This is a genomic window from Neorhizobium galegae bv. orientalis str. HAMBI 540 (assembly GCF_000731315.1).
GTDB classification, from domain to species: Bacteria; Pseudomonadota; Alphaproteobacteria; order Rhizobiales; family Rhizobiaceae; genus Neorhizobium; species Neorhizobium galegae.
Genome location: NZ_HG938353.1, coordinates 2772516 through 2798086, shown reverse-complemented (window position 1 = coordinate 2798086; position 25571 = coordinate 2772516). Strand labels below are relative to the sequence as shown.

At 61.8% G+C, this 25571-nt stretch carries 26 protein-coding genes and 1 pseudogene; 18 read left to right on the top strand and 9 right to left on the bottom strand.

Features of this window, described 5'->3' with window-relative positions:
* The first annotated feature begins 326 nt into the window (after positions 1-326).
* Complete coding sequence (locus tag RG540_RS13890; protein WP_038588937.1) at positions 327-620, top strand: hypothetical protein; 294 nt, start codon at positions 327-329, stop codon at positions 618-620.
* Positions 621-696: 76 nt separating this feature from the next.
* On the opposite strand, the gene RG540_RS13885 is transcribed toward RG540_RS13890, so the two are convergent.
* The 5 genes and pseudogenes from RG540_RS13885 to RG540_RS13865 form a co-directional block, all read right to left on the bottom strand.
* The gene (locus RG540_RS13885; RefSeq protein WP_038588934.1) at positions 697-1632 is read right to left on the bottom strand and encodes a response regulator transcription factor; all 936 of its coding nucleotides are present in this window, start codon (positions 1630-1632) and stop codon (positions 697-699) included.
* Positions 1625-5010, bottom strand: a pseudogene (locus RG540_RS13880) (hybrid sensor histidine kinase/response regulator). Before RG540_RS13880 ends, RG540_RS13885 begins: the two are co-directional and overlap by 8 nt.
* A 121-nt stretch (positions 5011-5131) precedes the next feature.
* Positions 5132-5863 (bottom strand): SDR family oxidoreductase, encoded by a 732-nt coding sequence (locus RG540_RS13875; RefSeq protein ID WP_038588931.1) that lies wholly within the window; start codon positions 5861-5863, stop codon positions 5132-5134.
* A 131-nt stretch (positions 5864-5994) separates the two neighbouring features.
* Positions 5995-6591: a LysE family translocator gene (locus RG540_RS13870; protein WP_038588928.1), complete on the bottom strand. Its 597-nt coding sequence runs from the start codon at positions 6589-6591 to the stop codon at positions 5995-5997.
* 70 nt (positions 6592-6661) lie between these two features.
* Positions 6662-7105, bottom strand: a complete 444-nt coding sequence (locus RG540_RS13865; protein WP_456093828.1) for a DUF488 domain-containing protein — start codon at positions 7103-7105, stop codon at positions 6662-6664.
* A 115-nt stretch (positions 7106-7220) separates the two neighbouring features.
* Here RG540_RS13865 and RG540_RS13860 point away from each other — a divergent pair, with 115 nt between their 5' ends.
* Positions 7221-8183 carry a GlxA family transcriptional regulator gene (locus tag RG540_RS13860; RefSeq protein WP_038588924.1) on the top strand — a complete coding sequence of 321 codons (963 nt, stop codon included), beginning with the start codon at positions 7221-7223 and terminating at the stop codon, positions 8181-8183.
* 1 nt (position 8184) lies between these two features.
* Here the strand turns inward: RG540_RS13860 and RG540_RS13855 are convergent, their stop codons facing one another.
* From RG540_RS13855 to RG540_RS33030, 4 genes are all read right to left on the bottom strand, one after another.
* The gene (locus tag RG540_RS13855; protein ID WP_038593801.1) at positions 8185-9846 is read right to left on the bottom strand and encodes an alpha-amylase family protein; all 1662 of its coding nucleotides are present in this window, start codon (positions 9844-9846) and stop codon (positions 8185-8187) included.
* A gap of 170 nt (positions 9847-10016) precedes the next feature.
* A complete protein-coding gene (locus RG540_RS13850) occupies positions 10017-10673 on the bottom strand; it encodes a phytochelatin synthase family protein (protein WP_038593798.1) in 657 nt (218 codons plus the stop codon).
* 88 nt (positions 10674-10761) lie between these two features.
* Positions 10762-11082: a putative quinol monooxygenase gene (locus RG540_RS13845; RefSeq protein WP_038588921.1), complete on the bottom strand. Its 321-nt coding sequence runs from the start codon at positions 11080-11082 to the stop codon at positions 10762-10764.
* 125 nt (positions 11083-11207) lie between these two features.
* Positions 11208-12515, bottom strand: coding sequence for a flagellin N-terminal helical domain-containing protein (locus RG540_RS33030; protein WP_038588918.1), 1308 nt, complete (start codon positions 12513-12515; stop codon positions 11208-11210).
* Positions 12516-12799: 284 nt separating this feature from the next.
* On the opposite strand from RG540_RS33030, the gene urtA reads away from it, so the two are divergent.
* From urtA to ureE, 16 genes are all read left to right on the top strand, one after another.
* Positions 12800-14104, top strand: a complete 1305-nt coding sequence (gene urtA / locus RG540_RS13835; protein WP_038588915.1) for an urea ABC transporter substrate-binding protein — start codon at positions 12800-12802, stop codon at positions 14102-14104.
* 77 nt (positions 14105-14181) lie between these two features.
* Complete coding sequence (gene urtB / locus RG540_RS13830) at positions 14182-15813, top strand: urea ABC transporter permease subunit UrtB (RefSeq protein ID WP_051909419.1); 1632 nt, start codon at positions 14182-14184, stop codon at positions 15811-15813.
* Positions 15810-16985 carry an urea ABC transporter permease subunit UrtC gene (gene urtC / locus RG540_RS13825; RefSeq protein WP_038588912.1) on the top strand — a complete coding sequence of 392 codons (1176 nt, stop codon included), beginning with the start codon at positions 15810-15812 and terminating at the stop codon, positions 16983-16985. The genes urtB and urtC overlap by 4 nt, the downstream gene beginning before the upstream one ends.
* Before the next feature lie 22 nt (positions 16986-17007).
* Positions 17008-17763, top strand: a complete 756-nt coding sequence (urtD, locus tag RG540_RS13820; RefSeq protein ID WP_038593792.1) for an urea ABC transporter ATP-binding protein UrtD — start codon at positions 17008-17010, stop codon at positions 17761-17763.
* 1 nt (position 17764) lies between these two features.
* A complete protein-coding gene (gene urtE, locus RG540_RS13815; protein ID WP_038588910.1) occupies positions 17765-18460 on the top strand; it encodes an urea ABC transporter ATP-binding subunit UrtE in 696 nt (231 codons plus the stop codon).
* Positions 18461-18680: 220 nt separating this feature from the next.
* Positions 18681-19838, top strand: a complete 1158-nt coding sequence (locus RG540_RS13810) for an alpha/beta hydrolase family esterase (RefSeq protein WP_157884620.1) — start codon at positions 18681-18683, stop codon at positions 19836-19838.
* Positions 19775-20620, top strand: a complete 846-nt coding sequence (locus RG540_RS13805) for an urease accessory protein UreD (RefSeq protein WP_038588907.1) — start codon at positions 19775-19777, stop codon at positions 20618-20620. Before RG540_RS13810 ends, RG540_RS13805 begins: the two co-directional genes overlap by 64 nt.
* A gap of 18 nt (positions 20621-20638) precedes the next feature.
* On the top strand, positions 20639-20941 hold the full coding sequence (locus RG540_RS13800; RefSeq protein WP_038588904.1) for an urease subunit gamma: 303 nt from the start codon (positions 20639-20641) through the stop codon (positions 20939-20941).
* A gap of 11 nt (positions 20942-20952) precedes the next feature.
* Positions 20953-21204, top strand: a complete 252-nt coding sequence (locus RG540_RS13795) for a DUF1272 domain-containing protein (RefSeq protein ID WP_038588901.1) — start codon at positions 20953-20955, stop codon at positions 21202-21204.
* 11 nt (positions 21205-21215) lie between these two features.
* Positions 21216-21521 (top strand): urease subunit beta, encoded by a 306-nt coding sequence (locus RG540_RS13790; RefSeq protein WP_038588898.1) that lies wholly within the window; start codon positions 21216-21218, stop codon positions 21519-21521.
* A 29-nt stretch (positions 21522-21550) separates the two neighbouring features.
* Positions 21551-21931: a lysozyme inhibitor LprI family protein gene (locus tag RG540_RS13785; RefSeq protein ID WP_038593786.1), complete on the top strand. Its 381-nt coding sequence runs from the start codon at positions 21551-21553 to the stop codon at positions 21929-21931.
* A gap of 102 nt (positions 21932-22033) precedes the next feature.
* Positions 22034-22273 (top strand): AbrB/MazE/SpoVT family DNA-binding domain-containing protein, encoded by a 240-nt coding sequence (locus tag RG540_RS13780; protein ID WP_052754704.1) that lies wholly within the window; start codon positions 22034-22036, stop codon positions 22271-22273.
* On the top strand, positions 22270-22677 hold the full coding sequence (locus RG540_RS13775) for a PIN domain-containing protein (RefSeq protein ID WP_038588892.1): 408 nt from the start codon (positions 22270-22272) through the stop codon (positions 22675-22677). Before RG540_RS13780 ends, RG540_RS13775 begins: the two co-directional genes overlap by 4 nt.
* Positions 22678-22680: 3 nt before the next feature.
* Positions 22681-24390: an urease subunit alpha gene (ureC, locus tag RG540_RS13770; RefSeq protein ID WP_038588889.1), complete on the top strand. Its 1710-nt coding sequence runs from the start codon at positions 22681-22683 to the stop codon at positions 24388-24390.
* Between the two features lie 25 nt (positions 24391-24415).
* Positions 24416-25087: a TIGR02117 family protein gene (locus RG540_RS13765; RefSeq protein WP_038588886.1), complete on the top strand. Its 672-nt coding sequence runs from the start codon at positions 24416-24418 to the stop codon at positions 25085-25087.
* A gap of 14 nt (positions 25088-25101) precedes the next feature.
* Positions 25102-25566, top strand: coding sequence for an urease accessory protein UreE (ureE, locus tag RG540_RS13760; RefSeq protein ID WP_038588883.1), 465 nt, complete (start codon positions 25102-25104; stop codon positions 25564-25566).
* Positions 25567-25571 lie beyond the last annotated feature (5 nt).

Below are 25571 nucleotides of genomic sequence, written 5' to 3'. Positions count from 1 at the left end.
TCTTAAAAGGGAAGCCCGGTCAAAAGCCGGGCTTCTTTGCGTTTTGGAGCACTTATAGGCGGCACACCGGAATTCCACTAAACCGGCAGCTGAATTCCAGACTTGGAAATCTCCACTATCTGGCATATCAAGGGTCAGGGCCTGTTAATTCAGCCGAACCCGAAGGACGAGACGGGTTTCGCGCCTGGACTGCGTCGGGAAGATTTGAGAATGTGCGAGCATTTCCTGCATCTTCCCTCCTAGCCGGGCACGAAATTCGTCACTTAGATTGGATGAATTCAACAGGTCCTGAGCCTGGATAATCCAATTTGAGGAGAGGTAATGTTATGGATCTGAGTGCCATTATTGCCCAGGTCATCGGCGGCGCCGTCGGCGGGACCGCGGGTGGGAAAATCCTGAAGGACGCCGATCTCGGCCAGATCGGAAATATCATAGCCGGCGCGGTCGGAGGAGTTGGCGGTGGTTCAATCCTCGGCTCGCTTCTTGGAGCCGGCGGCGCGGCGGCCGGAGGCGTCGATTTTGCGGCGCTCGCCGGTCAGCTCGTCGGGGGCGGTATTTCCGGGCTTGTTGTTCAGATCGTCGTTGGTCTGGTCATCAACAAGTTTTTCAAGAAAGCCTGACTGTAGCGAAGTGTCTGTCGTCGCCGCGCAGAGAAGCTTGTTCGTCGCTCGAAACGGTTCGCCGGATCGTTCTCGGCTACGCTGACCGTTCCTCGCCATGCAGAACGTGCGCGGCCTTAACGGCGGCCGAGGCACGGTTTTCAACGCCGAGCTTCACATAGATCTGTTCCAGATGTTTGTTTACCGTGCGCGCCGAGAGGCCGAGTATGTCGCCGATGTCGCGGTTCGACTTGCCCTTGGCGATCCACAGCAGCACTTCGGATTCACGCTGGGTCACCGGGAAATGCTGACGCAACACTTCGTCGTCGGGGCGTTTGTTGGCGGCCGTCAGGCGGAAGAGATGTTCGTCGGCGCCGATCGCCCCGAGGAAGGAGAACTGCAGGCTCGCCTGGCCGTTCTGGACGAGGGCGAAGGCGGCGTCGCGGGCAAAGCCCGGCTTGTCGCGCTCGGCCATCCAGACGGAAATCCGGCGGGAAACGATGTCGAGCCCATCGTCGCTGTTGGTGGCCGCGTTGATCAGCCGTGTCGCCTGTGGCGTCGACCAGTGGATGGCGCCACTCGCCTTGACCGCCAGCAGGTGGCGGCCTGCGGCGTCGAGCGCCACGCGGGCGCTCTGGGCCGAACGGGCATTGGAAAGATGCACCCGGATGCGGGCTCGCAGTTCGTCGATGTTGATCGGTTTGGTCAGATAATCGACGCCGCCGGAATCGAGCGCGTTGACGACATGTTCGGTCTCGGTGAGGCCGGTCATGAAGATGACCGGCACTTGCGCGACGGCGCCATTGGTCTTCAGCTTGCGACAGGTCTCGAAACCGTCCATGCCGGGCATCACCGCGTCGAGGAGGATGAGGTCCGGGGTGATGCGCTCGACGATGTTGAGCGCCGACTGGCCGGCGGTGGCGATCAGCACCGAAAAGCCGGATTTTTCGAGCGCTTCGGTCAGGAAGCCGAGCGTTTCGGGGCTGTCGTCCACGAGAAGGACGATATCGCGCGGCAGAGCAGTTTCAGCCATCACTCGTCCTTTCTGCCTCAAGGCGGCTCAGGAATTTCATATAACCGGCAAGGTCGAAGGCCTGCACGTAGGTGCCGAGTTCTTCCGTGAAGGGGCGGTGTTCCTCCTCCCGGGCGAGATCGGCGAGTTTCGCTTCGATACCGCGGACGTAGCCGATTTCGCCGAGCCGCAAAAGGTCCTGGACATGGTTCGTCCCCGGACTTTTGATCGGCTTTTTTGGGCCGACGACCGCCGGGATAACCGTTTCGTTCTCGTAGACCCAGACGAGGCCGAGATGGGCGGCGAGCTTGTCGGCAAGCCTGCGGATATCGACCGGCTTGGCGATCGCGTCACTATGGCCTTCGTCGCCAGAATGTGTCGCGATACCGTCGCCGATATTGGCCGAGAGCATGACGATCGGCGCCACCTGGCCGATCTCGCGCAGCCGCGAAACGAGCTGCCAGCCGCTCATGCCGGGCATGGAAATGTCGACGAGGAAGAGGTCCGGCGTCACGCCCTCGATCAGCGTCAGGCAGTCCGGCCCGCTATTGGCGGTCAGCACGACGAAATCCATCGGTACCAACACTTCGCGCATCAGGTCGCGGTGGTCCTCGTTGTCGTCGACGATGACGATTGTGCGGCGCGGGCCGGTATAGGAGACGATCTTCTTTTCCGCCGCCGGTGTCGTGTTGGGCCGCTCGATGGCGGACAGCATCAACCGAACCTTGAAGATCGAGCCTTCGCCCTTGGTGCTGGCGACCGCGATCTCACCGCCGAGCGTGTTCGTCAAAAGCTGTGTGATGGTGAGGCCGAGACCGAGGCCGGGCATCGGCCTGATGCTTTCCGCCTCGCCGCGCTGGAAGGGTTCGTAGATGCGGCCGAGATCCTTTTCCGCAATGCCCCGGCCGGTATCGGAGACGGTGAAAGTAGCGACCTGGCTGCGATAGGCGATGTCGAATTTCACCCTGCCTTCGTCGGTAAACTTGATCGCGTTCGAGAGAAGATTGACGAGGATCTGGCGCAGCCGCTTTTCGTCGGTGCGGACATATTGCGGCAGGGAGCGGGCGCGCTCGTGCTCGAAGGTGAGGCCCTTGGCCTGTGCCTGAAGGCCGAACATCTCGACGATCTGGTCGAGGAAATCCTGGATGTTGATCTCATTGGAATAGACCTGCAGCCGGCCCGCCTCGATCTTGGAAATGTCGAGCAGCCCGTCGATCAGACCGGACAGATGGTCGGCTGAGCGCTTGATGACCTTGATCGCCGACTGGCGCGGCGCTGGAATGGTCTCGTCGCGCTCGAGGATCTGGGCGTAACCGAGCACGGCGTTGAGCGGCGTGCGCAATTCGTGGGAGAGGCCGACGACGTAGCGGCTCTTGGCGCGGTTGGCGGCCTCGGCAGTCTCCTTGGCGTCCTGGAGCGCTGCGTCGGTCTTCTTGTGGGCGGCGATTTCCTTGAGCAGCAGGGTGTTCTGACGGGAGGATTCCTCCTCAGCCACCACCCGACTGTCATGGGCGAGCACATAGAACCAGGAAACGATGCCGGCGATGATCGCAAAGACGAAAAAGACGATCAGCACCGTGCCGTAGATGACTTCGGCGTTGACGGGGGTCGCGTGGCTGACCTGGTAGGCGATCATGCCGAGGATCGCGCCAATCATCGAGATCGAAATACCGCCGTCGTGGCATAACGCCCGAGGCGCGTCGTCAGCCGGGTGATGACGCTCTCCGGCAGGAAGGAGCGGGCGACCGCGCCAACCTGGGTGTTCAGCCGCGCATGCGGCTTGCACATGTCGTGGCAGCGGCTGTCGAGCGAGCAGCAGAGCGAGCAGATCGGCGCGGCATAGGCCGGGCACCAGGCCATGTCCTCATGCTCGAACGGATGTTCGCAGATCGAACAGGTGATCGAGCCCAGGGTCTTCCAGCTCTGGCGCGGTTTGCGGGCGAGGTAGAACTTGCCCTTGGTGGCAAAGGCGAGCGCCGGAGAGATCAGGAAGGCGATCAGCGTCACATAGGTGGCGAGCGAGGCCATCAACGGCCCGAACAGGCCGAAATGGGCGGCGAGCGCGATCGCCGCCGAGCCGAACATCGAACCCAGCCCGACCGGGTTGATGTCGTAGAGATGGGCGCGCTTGAACTCGATGCCTTCGGGCGACAGGCCCAGCGGCTTGTTGATCATCAGATCGGCCGAGATGGTGCAGAGCCAGGCCATGGCGACGATCGAGAAGATGCCGAGCGTCGCTTCGAGCAGCCGGTAGATGCCGAGCTCCATCAAAAGCAGTGCGATCACCACGTTGAAGACCAGCCAGACGACGCGGCCGGGATGGCTGTGGGTGAGGCGGGAGAAGAAGTTGGACCAGGCGAGCGAGCCCGCATAGGCGTTCATCACGTTGATCTTCAACTGCGAGACGACCACGAAGGCTGCCATCAGCAGCAGGGCGGCCGTATCGTTGGGGATCATGTAGCCGAAGGCCGCGAAATACATGTGCGCCGGATCGGCCGCCTCGCGGATCGGCACGGCGGTGGAGAGCGTCAGCACTGCCAGGAACGAACCTGCCAGCAGCTTCGGCACGCCGACCACCACCCAGCCGGGGCCGGCGAGGAAGACGGCGAACCGATGGCGCCATTTGCGGAGGCCCTCCGGCGGCAGGAAGCGCAGGAAGTCGACCTGTTCGCCGATCTGCGGCATCAATGCCAGGATAACTGCGGAGGCCGCGCCGAACTCGACCAAATTGAACGGGGCTGGTCCACCGACCTGGGCGTTCGAATGATCGATGCCGGCAAAGGCGCGCCAGAGATCGAATTTCTGCCAGTCCATGAAGGCGATGAACACGAAGGGCAGGATGTTGAGGATGATCCAGAATGGCTGAGTGATCAGCTGGAAGCGAGAGATGAGCTGCACGCCGTAAATGACTAGCGGGATCACCACCACGGCGCTGATGATGTAGCCGATCCAAGGTGGAATGCCGAAGGCGAGATCCAGCGCGCCGGTCATGATCGAGGCCTCGATCGCAAACAGCATGAAGGTGAAGCTCGCATAGATCAGCGAGGTGATGGTCGAGCCGATATAACCGAAGCTGGCGCCGCGGGTGAGCAGGTCGATATCGACGCCGTGGCGGATCGCATACCGGCTGATGGGCCAGCCGATCGCCAGCATGGCTATAGCGGCCGCGACGATCGCGAAAATTGCGTTGGTGGTGCCGTAGGAGAGGGTGATCGTGCCGCCGATGGCCTCCAGCGCCAGGAAGGAGATGGCGCCGATGGCGGTCTGGGAGATGCGGCTGGAGGAAAACCGGCGGGCGCTCTTGGCGGTGAAACGAAGCGCGTAGTCCTCCAGCGTCTGGTTGGCAACCCAACGATTGTATTCACGCCGGACTGGAATGATGCGTTGCCGCGCTGCCATGCCTAATTTCTAGCACCTTTTGAGGAGAGACCGTCAATTGTGCACTTTCGGCTGTGGCGCGGCGTTTTGCAAGCGGAGTATGATGCGGTGCGGTAAATCCCCACCGCACCTTATGACCCGATTACAGGGTGCGGGTCGGGCGCACGACGATCTCGTTGGTATCCACGTCTTCAGGCTGGTCGATGACATGCAGGATGGCGCGGCCGATCGCATCGGGCGTCAGGGCGACGCTGCGATAGGTCTTCATCGCATCCGCCGCGACCGGGTCGGTGATCGTGCCGGCGAGCTCGGATTCCACCACGCCCGGATAGACGCAGGTGACGCGGATTTTGTCGTTCTCCTGGCGCAGCCCGTCGGAGATCGCCCGCACCGCGTATTTGGTGGCGCAATAGACCGCCGCGGTCGGCACCACGCCGAGGCCGCCGACGGACGAGATGTTGATGATCTGGCCAAAGCCCTGACCGTTCATGACCGGCAGGATGGCGGCGATGCCGTAGAGCACGCCGCGGATGTTGACGTCGATCATCCGGTCCCATTCCTCGACCTTCAGCGACGACATCAGCGACAGCGGCATCAGGCCGGCATTGTTGACGAGGACGTCGATGCGGCCGAATTCGGAGAGAGCGAATTCCGCGAAGGCCTGAAAGTCGTGGCGGTCGGTGACGTCGAGCCCGCGGATGCGGACGGTGCCGCCATTGGCGGCTATCTCGTCGGCCAGCGCTTCCAGCCGGTCGGTGCGGCGGGCGCCGAGCACGACCTTGGCACCGGCAGCGGCGAGAGTGCGCGCCGTGCCTTCGCCGATACCGCTGCTGGCGCCGGTGATAAGAACCACTTTTTCAGTGATTTGAGTCATGTTGCTGATCCTCTGTGCGAGGCAGCGGCGGCATGCCGCTGCAGGCACGGGATCTATGCGCCGGATGCGCGGCCGACCGGTATCAAGGTCCTCCGCAGTTCTTGCACGATCGTCCGAGCCTGCATCTGCGGCTATTTCAAAAGCGGCCAGAGCGTCGCGACCAGCAGCAGCGCCATGACGATGTTGAACCATTTCAGCCGCACCGGATCGGACAGGAACTGCCGCAGCGCCACGCCGAAGCCGGCCCAGACGGCGACGCTCGGCAGGTTGACGACGGCGACGACGAGCGTGATCAGCACCACCGAGACGAACGGGTTCTCGGCGCTGGCATAGGCCGCCATGGCGGTCAGCGCGCCGACCCAGGCCTTCGGGTTGACCCATTGGAAAGCGGCGGATTCGAGGAAGGTGAGGGGGCGGGCGGCGCTCGCGCTATCGCTGGAAACGGAGCGGGACATGGCAATCCGCCAGGCGAGGGTGAGCAGGTAGGCGCCGCCGGCGATCTTCAGCGCCAATCCAAGCGGCGGATAGGCCGTCAGAAGCGCGCCGAGACCGAAGCCGACCGCCAGCAGCACCGACGAAAAACCGATGGTGATGCCGAGGATCTGCGGCACGGTGCGCCGGAAGCCGAAATTGGTGCCCGAGGCGAGCAGCATGAAATTGCTCGGTCCCGGCGAGACCGATCCGACAAGCGAGAAGAGGGCGATTGCAAGAATGGTTTCGTAGGCCATGGCAAAAGGTCTCCCACGCGGGGAGGTGGCTCCCTGCGGCGTTAGGGTGTCTGGTTGTTCAGTCGAGATGCTAGAGGTGGCGGACGCTGAGCTTGCCGCCCCATTTGCCGTTCAGGTAGTCGCAGACGAGCCGGCGGTGGCAATGATGCGGCGTGTCTTCGGAGCAGAGCAGGCAGGACCCGTCGAAGGCTTCCGGCTTCAGGTGACTTTCCACCTGACGGTCCGCCATCAGGCCCATGAAATTGTTCTGGAAAATCGTCCAGTCGCCCTTCTGCTTCTTGAAGGCGGTCATGATCTCCTCGGTCGGCGCCAGCAGCGGTTCGTGCACATAGCCGGCACCGCAGATCGTCTTCAGGAAGAAGGCGAGGTCGTCGGATTTGGCAAAACCGGCGAGCTGCGAGGTGTTGTGGAGGCGCACGTCCAGGACCCGTTTGACGCGGGCCGCCTTGATGCGGCCGAAGAAATCCTCGGCGGTCGTCTTGGTGAAGCCGATCGTGGTGACATCCATGTTCATGCGTCTCTTCTTACCGCAACGGTGTCGCTCGGGCGACGTTTTTCGGGGGTGATATTCCCCCACGCAGGTCCGCTTGCCTATTGTCAATATTGACATTGTTGATAGTGTTCTTGCCATGAAGCTGCAAGTCCTCGTCCTCGATCCCGTCTTCGATACCGGTCTCTCCACGATGCTCGACGTGTTCTCGATGGCGAACGCGCTGTCGGTTATGCTGTCGCTCGAGGTGCCGACCTTCGACGTTTCGGTCATCGGTGTGCGCAAAAAGGTGAAGACAGCGCACGGGCTTGCGGTGCCGATCTCGGGAAGCTTCGATCCGAAGGCCGGCGGCTGGCTGGTCGTCCCGGCGATCGCCTGCCAGATGCCGGACGTGCTGGTGCCGGCGCTTGACCGTCCCGAGATCCGCGATGCCGGGGCGGTGCTGCGCGAGGCGAAGGCGGCTGGAATGAACATCGCCGCGGCTTGCGTCGGCACGTTCGTTCTCGCCGAATCCGGTCTTCTCGACGGGGAGAAATCGACGACGAGCTGGTGGCTCGCACCGCTCTTCCGCCAGCGTTATCCCTCCGTGCAGCTCGAGGACGGGCGCATGCTGGTGAAATCCGGCGCGCTGGTGACGGCGGGTGCCGCACTCGGCCACATGGACATGGCGCTCTGGCTGGTGCGGCAGGTGAGCCCGGAGCTTGCCGGCCTCGTGGCGCGCTACCTCATCGTCGACAACCGGCCGTCCCAGTCCGCTTACGTGATCACCGACCATCTTTCGCATGCCGACCCGCTGGTGCAGCGTTTCGAGCGCTGGGCCCGCGGCAGGCTTTCCGAAGGGTTTTCGCTCGACGACGCTGCTGATGTGGTCGGCGCCAGCAAGCGGACGCTGGCGCGGCGCATGCAGCAGGTACTCGGCAAGACGCCGCTCTCCTATTTCCAGGATCTGCGGGTCGAGCGCGCCGTGCATCTCCTGAAGACCAGCGACAAGAGCCCGGACGAGATCGCCGCGCTCGTCGGTTATGCCGACGGCGTCACGCTTCGGGCCTTGCTGCGGCAGAAGACCGGGCGGGGCGTGCGCGAGGTGAGGGCGGGGGGATAGGTCAGACTTCCTTGCGCTTCAGAAGATAATCCAGGCCGCCGACCCGGAACCAGCGATAGGCATAGGCATCGAGCAGGAGCGTATGCTTGCCGTTTTTCTCGGCCTTGCTGTTGCCGCCATCGGCGATGTCGATCAGTTTTTCGCCATGGTCGCCGAGACCCACCGAGAACTCCACCTCGACCGGTGTCGAATGCAGGTTGTGGACGACCAGCACGGAATTGTTGCGCCAGTCGTAGCGCAGCGCCAGCACGCCCTGGTCGCTGGTCTCCAGCGTCACGCATTCGCCCCAGCCGATTTCCGGCGCTTCCTTGCGCATGCGGATCAGGCGTTCCATCCAGTTCAGCATCGAGTTCGGATCGCGCCGCTGGTGGGCGACGTTCAGGTGCTCGAAACCGAACGGTCCGCCACTGATGACCGGCAGGATCGGTTTGTCGTTCTTGGTGAAGCCGCCATGCGGCTCAGTCGACCATTGCATCGGCGTGCGGGCGCAGTTGCGCTCCGGCAGTGACAGGTCGTCGCCCATGCCGATCTCGTCGCCATAGCGGATGACCGGCGTGCCGGGCAGCGAGAACATCAGGCTGTAGGCTAGCTCCAGCCGGCGGCGGTCGCCCTGCAGCATCGGCGCCAGCCGCCTACGGATGCCGCGGTCGTAAAGCTGCATGTGCTTGTCCGGCCCGAATTCCGAAAACACCTTCTGGCGCTGCTTCTCGGTCAGCCGGCCGAGATCGAGTTCGTCGTGATTGCGCAGGAACAGGCCCCATTGGCCGGTGGCGGGACGCTCATAGGTGTCGTTGATCGCCTTTGCGAGCGGCCGGCTATCGGCCGAGGCGAGCGCATAGAATAGCGCCTGGTTGACATGGAAGTTGAACATCATCTGCATGCGGTCGCCGTCCTCGCCGAAATAGGCGAGGTTCTCCTTGGGTACGACGTTGGCTTCGGCAAGGATGATGCTGTCGCCGAGCCGCCATTGCAGGAATTCGCGAAACGTCCGGAGCATGTCGAACTGCTCCTTCGGCTTTTTCACCTCGGCGCCCTTTTCGGAGATCACGAAGGGTACCGCATCCATGCGGAAACCGGACACGCCGAGCTGGATCCAGAACCCCATGATCTTCAGGATCTCCGCCTGCACATGCGGGTTGGAGGTGTTGAGGTCCGGCTGGAACTCGTAGAAGCGGTGAAAGTAATATTGCTTGGCCTTCTCGTCATGGGTCCAAGTGGTCTTCTGGACGCCCGGAAACACCATGCCCTCGTTGGCATTCGCGGGTTTCTTGTCGGACCAGACATACCAGTCGCGATAGGGGGATTTCGGATCGCTGCGGGCGTCCTGGAACCAGGGATGTTCGTTGGACGTGTGGTTGACCACAAGGTCGATCAACACCCTTATGCCGCGCTGCTTGGCGCCATGGGTGAATTCGACGAAATCACCGAGCGTGCCGTAGCGGGGATCGACATTGTAATAGTCGGAGACATCGTAACCATCGTCGCGGCCGGGCGAGGTCTGGAACGGCATCAGCCAGATGGCGCTGACGCCGAGGCCGGAGAGATAATCCAGCCGCCGCTGCAGGCCCTGGAAATCCCCGATCCCGTCGCCATTGGCATCCATGAAGGTCTCGACGGAGAGGCAATAGACGACGGCGTTCTTGTACCAGAGGTCGTTGATCACGGGCTTGAGCTCCTCGGGCGGTTGGCGGGTCCGGGTGGCCAAGCGCGCGAGGCGCGGAAATGTTCCCTCCGGGGAACGAATTCAAGACAGCTGAACAGTCACGACCCGAAGGAGGCAGTGCGGCTTGATGCGTGATCGGCGGCTCGCCGTAAGGCGCGGGGGTGACGCGGTCATTCGATCAGAAGCAGGCCGCGCTTCTTGTCTCCATCGAGCGTGTCCATTGCCGAGAACAACCGTTCCCGCTCGACAAGCCAGGGCTTGTAGTTCTCGTTGACATCGAGGACGAGCACCAGGTCCTCGGCTTCCAGATATCCTCCAATCGGAGAATGGTGACCGGCGCCTGCTCCAAAGATCTTTTCACGCGTGAAATTGACGATGTAGCGGCGACCCGGGTCATTGGTGTGCTTCATATGCTCGCGGAATTCGTCGGCGGTCAGGTTGCGGAGAACCGAAACCTTCCGCTCGGTTTTCATTCGGGCGAGGTCGGCAAGTTCATCCAGCGTCAGGCCGATGATGCAGAACCCGGTCCAGCACATCCCGGTTCCATCCAGAACCTCGGCCTCGGTCGTTTCCTCCTCGCCAACGGAGCGAAACGCATTGGCAATGCTTGCGGGACCGCATCGCGAGCCATTCGATTGCCAGGTCACGTTCCGGCCAAAGGTTGCCGCCACTGGCAGTGTCCAGGCCCGGTTCATCAGTTCGGGAGAGCGGATGACGGACGACTGGATCGCTTCCGGCGGGACTTTTGTCTGGCCGACCACGACAAATGCCGCTCCGGCGAGCAGGCCGGCGGCGACGATGATGCCGAAAAATGGGCCGCGCTTCATTTCCAGATCCTCGAAGCCAAGGATGATCCGAAGAATGACCCAAAGGGGCAAGGACATCAATCCTGCAGACAGCCGCGACGGTTCCCCGTCAGGAGCGAGATTGTGCCGAACAGTCGCTGCGGATCGGATGCCAGATCGAAATGTCCCGAGGCCCGGCGAGGAGATCGGCAAGGCTCGCGTGCCATGCCTCCCGATAGGGGCGCTGCAACTGCACGTCCAAGACGTCCTGATGATCCTCCCATGTCTCGTAGAGCATCATGTGGTTTTCGTTCTCTGGATCGGCATGCAGCACCGCCTGGTGGAACATCGGCTCGTGCCGCATGGCATCGAGCACGCCGTTCAGAAGAGCGATGAAGCGGTCGCGCTGGCCTGGGAGGATATCGAAACGAATGACGTAGGTGACGGGCATGGGGCTGATCCTTTCACGCTGCAAAGCTGGATCCTGGGATAGATGCCATTGGTCGCCGGGTCGATTACCTCGGAGGTCATATATCGCACGCGCAATGCGTGCCTGCCGCCAAGGACGACGGCCTCTTACCGGAAGAGAGACAGGATGTTCTGCGCGTCCGAATTGGCAATGGAAAGCGACTGGGTCGCGAGTTGCTGCTGGACTTGCAGTGCCTTGAGCCTGCTCGACGCCTCGCTCATATTCGCATCGACGAGGCGTCCGATGCCTCTGTCCAGACTGTCGGCGAGACTGTTGCCAAATGCTTCTTGCATCGCGATCCTCGACCTGAGCGAGCCAAGGTAGGCGCCGGCCGATATGACCTTCTGCTGCATCTCGTCGAGAACCAAGGTAATCGTCGGAAAATCGATGTCGGGATCGGTGACGTCGATATCGAGAATATCGATACCCTCCGGAGGCAGCGTCCGGGTGTGGACAGGCGGCTGAACGGTGATCAGCTCTGCGGCGAGAGGAATGGTGGCGCGAAAGAAGATATTCGGCGCTCCGCCCTGAGCCGCAAACAGGATGTCTGGGGGCGCCTTGTTGAGAAACGTTGCCTGCAGGAGGACTTTCGCCCAATCGGCCGTGCTTTCGATATCTCCGTCGAAGCCGTATCCTATCTGGCCTCCGAGCGCCTGGTCGACGACATTCTTGGTGATGACGAACGTATCGTTGGACGCGCCCACCGAAAAGGCGACCGTGACGACGTCGAATTTCGTAATCGTGAAAGGCTGGTCGAATACCGGGCCTGGCACGTCGCCATAACCCGATGTCGAGAATCCCAGCAATCCACCGATCGTGCCGAGGCCATAACCCAGATCCGGATCAGGTTCTTTCTGCAGAATCCCGCCGCCGCCATTCTTGAACAGTGCGAGTTTCGACAGGTCGACATCGATGGTCCCGACGGAGACGGTTCCATCCTCGCTGCGATTGAACGATGATACGACAGAAGTCTTCGCGCCTGCCTCGCTGGCCTGACCCTGCATGTCCGACCTCAACCAGTTCTGGCCGGCGAAGCTTGCGGAGTTGGATATCGAGACGATCTGCTGCTTCAACTGCTCCAGTTCTTCCTGGATCTTCTTCTTGTCTATTCCGTCCTGTTGGGCGGAAACGACCTTGGCCATGAACTCCGCCAGGGTATCGGTCGTCGCAGCCATGCCTTCATAGGCCGTATCGACTTTTGCGGCTCCGAGGCCGAGGGCGTCCTGCACAGCCGAGAGGGCCCCATTGTCCGATCGCATGGTGGTGGCGATCGACCAGTAAGCGGGATTGTCGGAAGCCTGTTCGATGCGCAAGCCGGTCGCGACCTGCCGCTGCGTGCCAGACATCTGGCTGTTGAGTGAGCGAAGCATTTGGAGCGCAGAAGCAGCTCCAGCATTCGTGAGGATGCTACTCATGGGATCTACACCGAACCAACTCCCCCGCCCTACATGAGCGTTGGATTATAAAATCCAAATATGGTTAATATATCAATAAGTACGCTCGATGGTGGCCACGCCGACTCTGCTTAGCTGAAGATGCCAGTGGGGCGTAGGATTTCTATCCCCGGCATCCCTCTTCCCCCTTCTCCCCCACCGGTACGTCATTCGACGTATACGGTTTTGCGATGCAGCAACCGATAGTCGCTTAAGCAACGGTTAAGTTCTTCGTTGCGGACGAACGAGAAGAGGGGTTCGAACCAATGACATTCAAGTCCAAATCGGGCAAATCCAAACTGGGTGGCGCGCTGCTCGCTGCCGTAATGTCAGCGACGGCGCTGCAGGGTGCTTTCGCCGCTGACGACACCATCAAGATCGGTGTTCTGCACTCGCTTTCGGGTACCATGGCCATCTCTGAGACCACCCTCAAGGATGTCATGCTGATGCTCGTCGCCGAGCAGAACAAGAAGGGCGGCGTTCTCGGCAAGAAGCTCGAAGCCGTCGTCGTCGACCCGGCTTCCGACTGGCCGCTGTTTGCCGAAAAGGCCCGCCAGCTGATTTCGCAGGACAAGGTTGCTGCTGTTTTCGGTTGCTGGACCTCCTCTTCGCGCAAGTCGGTCCTGCCGGTCTTCGAAGAGCTGAACTCGATCCTGTTCTACCCGGTCCAGTACGAGGGTGAAGAATCCTCGCGCAACATCTTCTACACAGGCGCTGCCCCGAACCAGCAGGCCATTCCGGCCGTCGATTATCTGGCGAAGAAAGAAGGCGTCAAGCGCTGGGTTCTCGCCGGTACCGACTACGTCTATCCGCAGACGACCAACAAGATCCTCAAGGCCTATCTGATGTCGAAGGGCGTTGCCGAATCCGACATCATGGTCAACTACACGCCGTTCGGTCATTCCGACTGGCAGACGATCGTCTCGGACATCAAGAAGTTCGGCTCGGCCGGCAAGAAGACCGCCGTCGTCTCGACCATCAACGGCGATGCCAACGTGCCGTTCTACAAGGAACTCGGCAACCAGGGCATCAAGGCTGAAGACATCCCGGTCGTCGCCTTCTCGGTCGGCGAAGAAGAGCTTGCCGGTCTCGACACCAAGCCGCTGGTCGGACATCTCGCCGCCTGGAACTATTTCCAGTCCGTCGACTCTGACGTCAATGCCGAATTCATCAAGGAATGGCATGCGTTCACCAAGAACGACAAGCGTGTCACCAACGACCCGATGGAAGCCGCTTATATCGGCTTCAACGCCTGGGTGAAGGCCGTCGAAGCCGCCGGCACCACCAATACCGACGCCGTGCTGGACAGCATCATCGGCGTCTCCGTTCCGAACCTGTCGGGTGGCACGTCCACCGTCATGCCGAACCACCACATCACCAAGCCGGTGCTGATCGGTGAAATCCAGGCTGACGGCCAGTTCGACATCGTTCAGGAAACTGCGCCTGTCGTCGGCGACGAGTGGTCCGATTACCTGCCGGACAGCAAGAACCTGATCTCCGATTGGCGCAAGCCGATGTCTTGCGGCAACTTCAACGTTGCAGCCGGCAAGTGCGGCGGCAAAGGCAGCTGATCCGATTGCCTTCTAGATGTTCATCGACATCATCGCGGGCGGCGTTCAGTCGCCCGCGATTTCGCAAGGGGGTTCCAATGACGAGCAAAGTTCTTTTCCGCGTTCTGCAGAGCCTTGGTCTTCTGCTCTGCCTGATCTTTTCTCTCGCTGCGCCGTCGTTCGCGCAGCAGACCGATCCCAAGCCGCTGATCGACGCGCTCTCCAAGGCGGATTTCGGCGAAGCTGAAAAGCTGATCGGCCAGCTCGCCGCCACCGGCGATGCGCGGCTTGTGCCAGCGCTGAACGCCTTTTCCGAGGGCGAACTCTATTTCCGCAAGTCAGACAACCTGGTGTTCATCGGCAAGGCGGCTGGCTCCAGCTACGAGCTGATCGACCCTGTGACCGGCGCCTCTGCCGGCCAGGCCGCCAAGAACGCCGTCACCAAGATCAAGATCAACAACAGTCTTCGCCGTGTCATCCGCTCGGCCATGGGCGGCCTGACGCTGATGAGCCCGGATCGCGGGGTCCGGCTGCAGGCGGCCGATGCGGTGCTCCGCTCGCCGAGCGCCGAAAACCTCGAACTCCTCGAAACCGCAATCTCCAAGGAGACGGACGGCGAGGTCAAGGCCCGCATGGTAGAGGCGCGCGCGGTGTCGCTGCTCTCTTCCGACCGCTCCATCGATGAAAAGCGGGCCGCGATCCAGACGATCAAGAACTATGGCGGTCGCAACGCGATTGGCATCCTGATGGGCGCGTCCGCCGGGCTCGATCCGAGCCTCAAGGGCGATGTTGATGCGGCGATCGCCAGCATCGAAAGCGGCCAGAGGCTCTGGGATATCGGCCAGAACGTCTGGTACGGCGTTTCGCTCGGCTCAGTCCTGCTTCTGGCGGCGATCGGGCTTGCGATCACCTTCGGCGTCATGGGTATCATCAACATGGCGCATGGCGAAATGGTCATGCTTGGCGCCTATTCCACCTTCGTGGTGCAGCAGCTCATCCGCGACCATGCGCCGGGCCTGTTCGACTGGTCGCTGGCAATCGCACTTCCCGTCGCCTTCCTCGTCACCGGCGCCGTCGGCCTGGTTGTCGAGCGCGGCGTCATCCGCTTCCTCTATGGCCGACCGCTCGAAACGCTGCTCGCCACCTGGGGCGTCTCGCTGATCCTGCAGCAGACGATCCGCTCGATCTTCGGCCCCACCAACCAGGAAGTCGGCAATCCGTCCTGGATGTCCGGCTCGTTCCCGGTCGGCGGCATGACGATCACCTGGAACCGCATGTGGATCATCGCCTTCTCGCTGTCGATCTTCGTAGCGCTGCTGGTGGTGATGAAAAAATCCTCCTTCGGCCTCAACATGCGCGCCGTCACCCAGAACCGCCGCATGGCGTCGTCGATGGGCATCAAGACGCCCTGGGTCGATGCCTTCACCTTCGCGCTCGGCTCCGGCATTGCCGGCATTGCGGGTGTCGCGCTTTCCCAGATCGACAACGTCTCGCCGAACCTCGGCCAGAGCTACATCATCGACAGTTTCATGGTCGTGGTGTTCGGCGGCGTCGGCAATCTGTGGGGCACGCTGGTCGGCGCGCTGTCGCTCGGGGTGCTCAACAAGTTCCTCGAACCCTCGGTCGGCGCCGTGCTCGGCAAGATCCTGGTCCTGGTGCTGATCATCCTGTTCATCCAGAAACGGCCGCGCGGTCTCTTCGCGCTCAAGGGAAGGGCGGTGGAAGCATGATTTCCGGCTTTGTCTTCCGCGCCCTCGAAGGCCGCATCGTCGCTGCCGTCGGCATCCTTCTCGGCATCGGCATCCTGGTGCCGGCACTCAACCTGCTGACCTCGCCCGACAGCGCCCTGCACATCCCAACCTATGCGATGTCGCTGTTCGGCAAGTATCTCTGCTATGCGCTGCTGGCGCTGGCGCTCGATCTCGTCTGGGGTTACTGCGGCATCCTCTCGCTCGGCCACGGCGCCTTCTTCGCGCTCGGCGGTTATGCGATGGGCATGTATCTGATGCGCCAGATCGGCCCGCGCGGCGTCTATGGCAACCCGATCCTGCCGGACTTCATGGTGTTCCTGAACTACAAGGAACTGCCGTGGTTCTGGCATGGCTTCGACTGGTTCATCTTCGCCATGGCGATGGTGATCCTCGTGCCCGGCCTGCTCGCCTTCATCTTCGGCTGGTTCGCCTTCCGCTCCCGCGTCAACGGCGTTTATCTGTCGATCATCACCCAGGCGATGACCTACGCGCTGCTGCTCGCCTTCTTCCGCAACGACATGGGGTTCGGCGGCAATAACGGCCTTACCGACTTCAAGGACATCCTCGGCTTCTCCGTCCAGGCGGACGGCACGCGTGCGGTTCTGTTCTTCATGTCGGCGCTGATGCTGTCGCTCTGCCTGATCCTTGCCTCCGCCATCGTTCGCTCAAAATTCGGCAAGGTGCTGGTCGGGGTGCGTGATGCGGAAAGCCGGGTGCGCTTCCTCGGCTTCCGGGTCGAGAACATCAAGCTCTTCACCTTCGTCGTCTCCGCCATGATGGCGGGGATTGCCGGCGCGCTGTTCGTGCCGCAGGTCGGCATCATCAATCCGGGCGAATTCGCGCCGGCCAACTCGATCGAAGTGGTCGTCTGGACGGCCGTCGGCGGCCGCGGCACGCTGATCGGCCCGATCATCGGCGCGATCCTCGTCAATGGCGGCAAGAGCTTCTTCACCGGCGCCTTCCCGGAGATCTGGCTGTTTGCGCTGGGCGGCCTGTTCATCGCGGTGACGCTCTTCCTGCCGAGGGGCATCGTCGGGACGATCCAGCACGGCTTGAAGGCTCGGCATGCGCTGAAGGCAGCGGCGGATGCGGAAAAGGGCAGGGGCGACGCTGCGGCGGTGACCCAGGCTCAGGCCCAGGCGGCGGAATAGGCGGGGGTACGAAACCATGAACATGATTTCCGAAACACGGCAGAAAAGCCTGCTCTATCTCGAAAACGTCTCGGTCTCCTTCGACGGCTTCAAGGCGCTGAACTCGCTGTCCTTCGTCGTCGAGCCCGGGGAACTCAGGGCGATCATCGGCCCGAACGGCGCCGGCAAGACGACGATGATGGACATCATCACCGGCAAGACACGGCCCGATACCGGCACGGTCCTGTTCGAGGATACGATCGACCTCACCAAAAAGGACGAGGCTGATATCGCCCAGCTCGGCATCGGCCGCAAATTCCAGAAGCCCACCGTGTTCGAAAGCCACACCGTCTGGGACAACCTGGAACTGGCGCTTAACCGGTCGCGCGGCGTGTTCGCTACCTTGTTCTACACGCTGTCGCCAGAGGACAAGGCTCGTATCGAGGAGATCCTCGAGACGATCCGCATGACCCACCGCAGACAAGAATATGCCGCCAATCTCAGCCACGGCCAGAAACAATGGCTGGAGATCGGCATGCTGCTCGCTCAGGAACCGAAGCTGCTTCTGGTCGACGAACCCGTCGCCGGCATGACGGATGCGGAGACAGCCGAGACCGCGGTGCTCCTGAAGGAAATCGCCAAGACCCGTTCGGTCGTGGTCGTCGAACATGACATGGGCTTCATCCGCGAACTCGGCGTCAAGGTGACCTGCCTTGCGGAAGGTTCGGTACTTGCCGAAGGCTCGATCGATTTCGTTTCGAACGATCCGAAGGTGATCGAGAATTATCTGGGGCGCTAAGATGCTGACAGTCAACAACGTCAATCTTCATTACGGCGCCGCGCAGGCGTTGCGCGGCGTCTCGATCCAGGCGGATATGGGCAAGATCACTTGCGTGCTGGGGCGGAACGGCGTGGGGAAGAGTTCTCTTCTCCGCGCCGTGACCGGCCAGCATCCGGTCAGCGCCGGCACGATCAGCTTCCAAGGAGAGATCCTGAACGGTCTCGCGCCTTATAACCGCGCCAAGCACGGCATCGGCTACGTGCCGCAGGGCCGCGAGATCTTTTCGTTGCTCACCGTCCAGGAGAACCTCGAAAGCGGCTACGCACCACTTGCCCGCAAGGACAAGTTCATTCCCGACGAGATATTTTCGCTGTTTCCAGTGCTGAAATCGATGCTCGGCCGGCGCGGCGGCGACCTTTCCGGCGGTCAGCAGCAGCAGCTTGCGATCGGTCGCGCCATGGTGACGCGTCCAAAGATCCTCGTCCTCGACGAGCCGACCGAAGGCATCCAGCCGTCTATCATCAAGGATATCGGCCGGGCGATCCGCTACCTGCGGGATTCAACCGGTATGGCCATTCTGCTTGTGGAACAGTATCTCGACTTCTGCCGGGAGCTTGCCGACCAGGTCTACATCATGGATCGTGGCGAGATTGTGCACGAAGGGGCGGCAGAGACTCTGGATACGGCAGAAGCAAGGCGTCATCTGACCGTCTGAGACTAGTATTATTACTGGTGAATGTTTGTATCGTTTCGCAGCACTTCGTGCGTTTCAAAGGCCGCTAATATATGTTAACAACACTGCGTTTTCAGGGCAGTCCGTATAATTGTTGACAACCCCCGCACCCCATGATGAGGCGCTGATGGTCTTTGCACGCGTTGCCGGTTTCTTTTCTCGTTCCGCTCTTACACGCATGGTTACGGTAGGAGCGGTTTTTTTGGGCGCCACGACCTTCCTGGGGTCAATGACCGGCAGCGCTCTTGCCGCAGGCTGCGGCCAGCCGATGGAAGCGGGTCGCCACCCCATCACTATCGAAACCGACGGTGTTGCCCGTTCGGCAGTCTATTTCATTCCCTCGTCCTATACCGGCAAGGACAAGGTTCCGCTGGTTTTCGATCTCCATGGCAGCCACAGCAATCCTCAAGGGCAGCTGAACAGAAGCTCCTGGGACAAGGTCGCCGAGAAAAACGGCTTCATCGTTTTGGCGCTGCAGGGCAGCCTGCCCGGAAGCTCCGCGGGAACCTATGCCTGGAATGTGCCGTTCGTCACCGTGCAGCAGGGCGGCTTCGACGAGATCGCCTATATCCGGCAGGCAATCGCGACCGCCAAGCAGCAATTCTGTGTCGATCCGGCCCGCATCTATGCCTCGGGTTATTCGGGTGGCGGCCGCATGCTGTCGGCCTATCTCTGCTCGGGGCATGACGATTTCGCAGCCGCTGGCTTCGTGCATTCGCTGCGCGCTGGACGCCCGGTCGAGGCCGATGGCAAATGGGGCCCGGATACGCAGGGCTGCAATCCGGCCAGGCCCATCTCGATCATGGCCTTTGCCGGCGTCAAGGATGCGGCCAACCCTTACGCGGGCGGCGGCAGTGCCTATTGGCAATACGGCTTCAAGACCGCGATCCAGCGCTGGACTGAACTCGACGGCTGCAAGGGCAACGGCGACGTAAAGACCGTCGACGGCGTGACCTTCAGCCTCTACGGTACCTGCAAGAACGGTGCACGCGTCGCGTCCTACGTCTTCGCCAACGGCACGCATGACTGGCCTAAGCCGGTTGCCGCCACGGAAGCCGTGATCGCTGCCGCCAAGGACGGGGCTGCGAGCGTCACCAAGGTGGCTGCGGTGACCGTCTCCAAGCCGGCATTCGACGCCAATGTTGATCCGGCTTCGCGGATGTGGGAGTTCTTCGGTAAGGCCGACAGCACCGACGTCATCGCCACCGCAGCACCCGCCAAGATCGGTTCTGCGGCCAAGTCTGGCACGGGCGTTGCATCGCGCTGCGGAACCGAAGCCGATCTTCAGGGGACGACGTGCAACAGCAACCAGCCGATCGATATGCGCCGCAACGGGCAAGGGGTGCAGGACGCCTTGTAACCAAGGCTTTCGGCGGGCGGACACGGCTCGCCGAATTCTACCAGGAAGGCTGCGCAAAAATTCGCCTTCCGGAAACATTTTCGCCTGAAATGGAGGCGATTTTAATCAATACGTCGGGGGGACTGACGGGCGGCGACGTGATCGAATGGTCCGTCGCCGCTGCCGCTTCCACAAGGCTGTCGGTCACCACCCAGGCGAACGAGAAGATCTACAAGGCCTCGTCCGGCACGGCCTCCGTCTCCACCCATGTCACCGTCGGCGAAGACGCCTCGGTCCACTGGCTTCCGCAGGAAACCATCCTTTTCGACCAGTCCTCACTGACCCGCCGGCTCGACGTCGATCTCTCCGAGAGGTCCGAATTCCTGGCCGTCGAGGCGGTGTTGCTCGGCCGCAAGGCGATGGGCGAGGCGGTGGCGAACGGTTTCTTCCGCGACCGCTGGCGGGTGCGCCGTGGCGGCCAGTTGATCCATGCAGAAGAGATGAAATTCGAGGGCGAGATCGAGCAGCTTTCCCAGGCTGCCGCGGTGCTCTCCGGTCAGGTCGCCTTCGCGACGCTGTTTTACACCGGCCCGCTCGCCGAAATGCTCTTCCCGAAACTCCGCCAGATTCTCGACCGCACGCCTGGCGGAGCCAGCCTGTGGACAGGCGGAGCTAGCCACTGGAACGGCAAGCTGATCGCCCGGTTGGTGGCGCCGACCGGCTTCGACTTGAGAAAAATCCTGACACCGGCAATTTCCGTATTGCGTAACGGCGCGCCAGTGCCGAAAGTCTGGAACATCTGATCTTACAGCGGGATTCCCATGAACCTGACGCCCAGAGAAAAAGACAAACTGCTGATTTCCATGGCGGCGATCGTCGCCCGACGCCGGTTGGATCGCGGGGTCAAGCTCAACTATCCGGAAGCGATCGCCCTGATTACCGATTACGTGGTGGAAGGTGCGCGCGACGGACGCTCGGTCGCCGACCTGATGGAGGCCGGCGCCCATGTCGTCACCCGCGACCAGGTTATGGAAGGCATTGCCGAGATGATCCACGACGTTCAGGTGGAGGCGACTTTCCCGGACGGCACCAAGCTCGTCACCGTCCACGAACCGATCCGCTGAGGAGGAGGTCCATGCTGGAACTGCGCCCCAATTGCGAGTGCTGCGACAAGGACCTTGCACCGGACAGCCGGGAGGCGATGATCTGCACCTTCGAGTGCACGTTCTGCGCTACCTGCGCCTCCGACGTGCTGAAGGGCATCTGCCCGAATTGCGCCGGGGAACTGGTCCGCCGGCCCGTGCGTCCGGCGGCCGCACTCGCCCGCCATCCGGCTTCCACCAAACGCGTACTGAAGGCCGAGGGCTGCGCGCCCAAGGCGGCTTGAAGGAGAATGCCATGATCCCCGGTGAAGTGATTGCCGCAGAAGGCGAAATCGAGCTCAATGCAGGTCTTCCGACGGTGACCATAAAGGTCTCCAACACCGGCGACCGGCCGGTGCAGGTGGGCAGCCACTACCATTTCTTCGAGACCAATAACGGGCTCTCCTTCGACCGGGACAAGGCGCGCGGCATGCGTCTCGATATCCCGGCCGGCACGGCTGTCCGTTTCGAACCCGGCCAGATGCGGGAAGTGACGCTGATCCCGCTTTCGGGCAAGCGCGAGGTCTATGGTTTCCAGCAGAAGATCATGGGTGCGCTGTGAAGCCCGCATTCGCGTTTTCCGCCGCGTTCATGGCGCTTTTTGCCCTGCCGGCGGTGGCGCAGGAGCCGAAGGCAAATTGTAAGAACCCGCAGACGCAGATGGAGATGAACATCTGCTCGCAACGCGACTACGAGACCGCCGACAAGGCTCTTAACGCCCAGTACCAGACAACCCGCAAGGCGATGAGGAAATGGGATGCGGATAGTTCCGCGGACCTCAAGGGTGCCGAGGATGCGCTGGTCAAGGCGCAACGCGCGTGGGTCGTTTATCGCGACGCGCAATGCATCTCCTCCGGCTTCCAGGCCCATGGCGGCTCGATGGAGCCGATGCTGATTTCCGGATGCCAGGCAGACCTGACGCGCAAGCGTATTGCGGAGCTCAAAGAACTGACCGAGGCGATGGGGAACTGAGGTCGGTATGGAAATTGATGTGGTAGGGAATTTTTGATAGGTAGGGAGAGATAAGAAAGTTAGGGAGCGATGACGATGGGTAGATTTGAGGCGAAAACATCCATGAAGGGACAAGCCACAATTCCTGTCGAGGTCAGGAGAGCGCTCGGCTTGCCTCCGGGCGGTTTGGTGCAATTCATCGTCGACGACAACGGCAAGGTTTCGGTCGTGGCGAAGAAGAGTGGGCTTTCGCACATCAAGGGAATTTTCGGAAAGGCGGATGGCCCTATCGACATCGACGAGGCTATCTACGAGACTGTGAGGCGCCGCACGGCCATCGACCGGCAGGAGGATGATCCTTGATCGGTATCGATACCAATGTCCTGGTGCGTTACGCCCTTGACGATGATCCACACTGGTCGCCGATCGTCACACGGTTCCTCGATACGCAGCTATCCCCGCAACGGCCCGGTTACATTAATCCCATCACCCTTGTCGAACTTGTCTGGACACTGCGGCGCAAGCCCGAATACGACCGCTCCAAACTTGCCGATCTCATCGAAAGCCTTCTCGCATCGGACAGTCTCGTGCTTGGCGAGGCTGAGGCGGTCGAGCGCGCAGTTATAGCTTTCAGACAAGGGGGAGCGGGCTTTGCCGATTATCTGATTGCCGAGCTCAATGAAGCCGCCGGTGCTTCGCCAACCGTCACCATCGATCGCGGCGCGGCCAAGAAGGCGCCTTTTGTCCCACTTTCCGAGAAGGTCTGAACCATGCCCCACAAGATGTCCCGCGCCTCCTATGCCAGCATGTTCGGTCCGACCACGGGCGACAGGGTGCGGCTTGCCGATACCGAACTCTTCGTCGAGGTGGAGAAGGATTTCACCATCTATGGCGAAGAGGTGAAGTTCGGCGGCGGCAAGGTCATTCGCGACGGCATGGGCCAGAGCCAGGCGACGCGTGCCGAAGGGGCGGTCGATACGGTCATTACCAACGCGCTGATCGTCGATCATTCGGGCATCTACAAGGCTGACGTCGGTTTGAAGAACGGTCGCATCCACGCGATCGGCAAGGCCGGCAACCCGGATACCCAGCCGGGCGTGACGATCATCGTCGGTCCGTCCACCGAGGCGATAGCCGGCGAGGGCAAGATCCTGACGGCCGGCGCCATGGATGCGCATATCCATTTCATCTGCCCGCAGCAGATCGAGGAGGCGCTGATGAGCGGCGTCACGACCATGCTCGGCGGGGGCTCCGGCCCGGCCCATGGCACGCTTGCCACCACTTGCACCGGCGCCTGGCATATCGAGCGGATGATCGAGAGTTTTGACGCCTTCCCGATGAACCTCGCGCTCGCCGGCAAGGGCAACGCTTCGCTTCCGGCACCGTTGGAGGAAATGATCCTCGCCGGTGCCTCGTCGCTCAAGCTGCACGAGGACTGGGGTACGACGCCGGCTGCGATCGACAACTGCCTGACGGTCGCCGACGCCTTCGACGTGCAGGTGATGATCCACACCGATACGCTGAACGAAAGCGGTTTTGTCGAGGATACGGTCGCGGCTATCAAGGGACGCACCATCCACGCCTTCCATACGGAAGGTGCCGGCGGCGGCCACGCGCCCGACATCATCAAGATCTGCGGCAACCCGAACGTCATCCCGTCGTCGACCAACCCGACCCGGCCCTACACGATCAATACGCTTGCCGAACATCTCGACATGCTGATGGTCTGCCATCACCTGTCGCCGTCGATCCCGGAAGACATCGCCTTTGCGGAAAGCCGCATCCGCAAGGAAACCATCGCTGCCGAAGACATCCTCCACGATCTCGGCGCCTTCTCGATCATCTCCTCCGACAGCCAGGCCATGGGCCGCGTCGGGGAAGTGGCGATCCGCACCTGGCAGACCGCCGACAAGATGAAGCGCCAGCGCGGCAGCCTGAAGGAAGAGACCGGCAACAACGACAACTTCCGCGTCAAGCGCTACATCGCCAAATACACGATCAACCCGGCGATTGCGCACGGCGTTTCCCATGAGATCGGTTCGGTCGAGGTCGGCAAGCGGGCGGATCTCGTGCTCTGGAGCCCGGCCTTCTTCGGCGTGAAGCCGGAAATGGTGCTGCTCGGCGGTTCGATCGCGGCCGCCCCTATGGGCGATCCGAACGCCTCGATCCCGACGCCGCAGCCGATGCATTATCGCCCGATGTTTGCGGCCTACGGCAAGCTGCGTACCAACTCCTCCGTCACCTTCGTCAGCCAGGCTTCGCTCGATGGCGGTCTTGCCCAGCGCCTCGGCGTTGCCAAGAAGCTGCTGGCGGTCAAAAACACCCGCGGCGGCATCTCCAAGGCCTCGATGATCCACAATTCGCTGACGCCGCATGTGGAGGTCAACCCGGAGACCTACGAGGTGCGAGCTGACGGCGAGCTGTTGACCTGCGAGCCCGCAACCGTGCTGCCGATGGCGCAGCGTTATTTCCTGTTCTGAGGCGCTGGCACCTCGGAGCCCCTGAATGAGGAAGGTTTTTCGCTGGCTCATCGCCGCGGTGCTGCTTGTGGTCCTCGCCGTGGCCGTCGGAACATTGGTTCCGCGGCCGCTGTTCAGCCCGAGCCGGGCGGCGGAACCGACAGCACAGAGGCGCATCCTGCTCCTGTCCAACCCGATCCACACGGATATCGCCATTCCGCTTTCCGAAGACACCCGCGCGGCCTTCGCATTCCTGGGCGGTTCCGGCGTTCCGGTAACAGATCCGGGAGCGGAATGGCTGGTGATCGGCTGGGGCGGGCGCGCCTTCTATCTGGAAACTCCGACCTGGGCGGACCTGAAACCGCTGCCGGTGTTCCGCGCGCTGACGATCGACAGTTCGGTCATGCATGTGGATATCGCCGGCGGGATCGACGAAAGCCACCCGACGGTGACGCCGTTCGACTTGGGGCTCATGGAATTTCAGCGGCTTTCGGATTTCATCCAGGCGAGTTTCACGCGCCAGGCGGGTGAGGTAGCCGCGGTGCGGGATGCGGGTTATGGCGACTACGACCGGTTCTTCGAGGCGAACGGCTATTTCAACGCGTTTGTCGGCTGCAATACCTGGACCTCCGCGGCACTTCGCGCAGCCGGATTGCGCACCGGCCTCTGGAATCCGTTGCCGCAGACGCTTACGCTCTCACTCAAGTTTTTCAATTGATCCCGGGGTACCCAATGCAGCACGTTCATTCCTATCACCCGGCCGGCGTGGTCACCGATCCGCCGGTCGATATCGTTACGCTGCCGCATGATCTGCGGCATCTGCGTCGCAAGCTCCTGCATCTCTCCAATGGCGAGATGGTAATGCTCGACCTCAAGGAGGCGGTGCTCTTCCATCATGGTGACCGGCTGGTGCTCGACAACGGCGACACGATCGAGGTGCAGGCCGCTTCTGAAAAGCTCTTCGAGATCAAGGCACGCGATACCCTCCACCTGATCGAACTCGCCTGGCATCTCGGCAACCGGCATCTGCCGGCGCAGATCGAGGAGGGGCGTATCCTCATCCTGCGCGATCACGTCATCCGCGCCATGCTGGAAGGGCTTGGCGCCAAGGTTGCCGAGGTCGAGGAAGGGTTCCAGCCGGCCCGCGGCGCCTATCATGCGCATGGCTCCCACGGCCATGATCATCACGGACACTGAGCCTC